The following is a 1,118-nucleotide window of genomic DNA, read 5'->3' as shown; positions in this document are numbered from 1 at the left end:
GCGAATATGACGGTTCCAAGGACCTCTCGGCAGCACTGGACCGCATGAAGGAAGGCGTGGACACCGCCGCCGGTTACATCAAGGAAAAGGGCTACAACCTCCGGATCGCACTGGAGCCGAAGCCGAACGAACCCCGCGGCGACATCTTCCTCCCCACCGTCGGACATGGATTGGCATTCATCGCGCAGCTGGAACACGGCGACATTGTGGGCCTCAACCCGGAGACGGGCCACGAGCAGATGGCCGGGCTGAACTTCACGCACGGCATCGCCCAGGCGCTGTGGGCCGGCAAGCTCTTCCACATTGACCTCAATGGCCAGCGCGGCATCAAGTACGACCAAGACCTGGTCTTCGGCCACGGCGACCTCACCAGCGCCTTCTTCACGGTGGACCTGCTGGAGAACGGGTTCCCCAACGGTGGCCCCACGTATGACGGCCCGCGCCACTTCGACTACAAGCCTTCACGCACCGACGGCTACGACGGCGTGTGGGAATCAGCCAAGTCCAACATGTCCATGTACCTCCTGCTGAAGGAACGCGCCCTGGCCTTCCGCGCAGATCCCGCTGTCCAGGAAGCCCTCGCCACTTCGGGCGTCTTTGAGTTGGGCCAGCCCACCTTGAATGCCGGCGAGACCACAGCGGACCTGCTGGCCGATGCCAGCGCTTTCGAAACGTTCGACGCCGATCAAGCCGCCGAGCGCTCGTTTGCCTTCGTCCGCCTCAACCAGCTGGCCATCGAGCACCTGCTCGGCGCCCGCTAAATCACAAAACCATCCCAGTCCCGGCGCCGGACCCGTCAAGCTTCGCTTGCAGGGCCGGCGCCGGTTCGCCAAAGGAACAAACGCATGCCTCTCGTAGCCGGGATCGATAGCTCCACCCAGTCCTGCAAAGTGGTCATCCGCGACTCAGCCACGGGCGCCTTGGTGCGCCAGGGCAGGGCCTCCCATCCGGCGGGCACGGAAGTCCACCCCGAACACTGGTGGAAGGCCCTCCAGGAAGCCATCACGGAGGCAGGCGGCTTGGACGACGTCGAGGCTGTGTCCGTTGGCGGCCAGCAGCACGGGATGGTGTGCTTGGACGAATCCGGAAACGTAGTGCGTCCCGCGCTCCTGTGGAAC

At 64.5% G+C, this 1,118-nt stretch carries 2 protein-coding genes; both read left to right on the top strand.

Features of this window, described 5'->3' with window-relative positions; all coding sequences use genetic code 11:
* A partial coding sequence (locus HP499_RS24465) for a TIM barrel protein (protein WP_172326603.1) occupies positions 1-761 on the top strand: 761 nt, incomplete at its 5' end.
* Positions 762-845: 84 nt separating this feature from the next.
* A partial coding sequence (locus HP499_RS24460; RefSeq protein WP_253951785.1) for an FGGY family carbohydrate kinase occupies positions 846-1,118 on the top strand: 273 nt, incomplete at its 3' end.

Origin of the sequence: Paenarthrobacter sp. CM16, from assembly GCF_013179505.1 — a bacterium.
Classification (GTDB): Bacteria; Actinomycetota; Actinomycetes; order Actinomycetales; family Micrococcaceae; genus Arthrobacter.
Note: the sequence above shows the minus strand (reverse complement) of the source record. Positions and strands in the feature narration are given on the sequence as shown.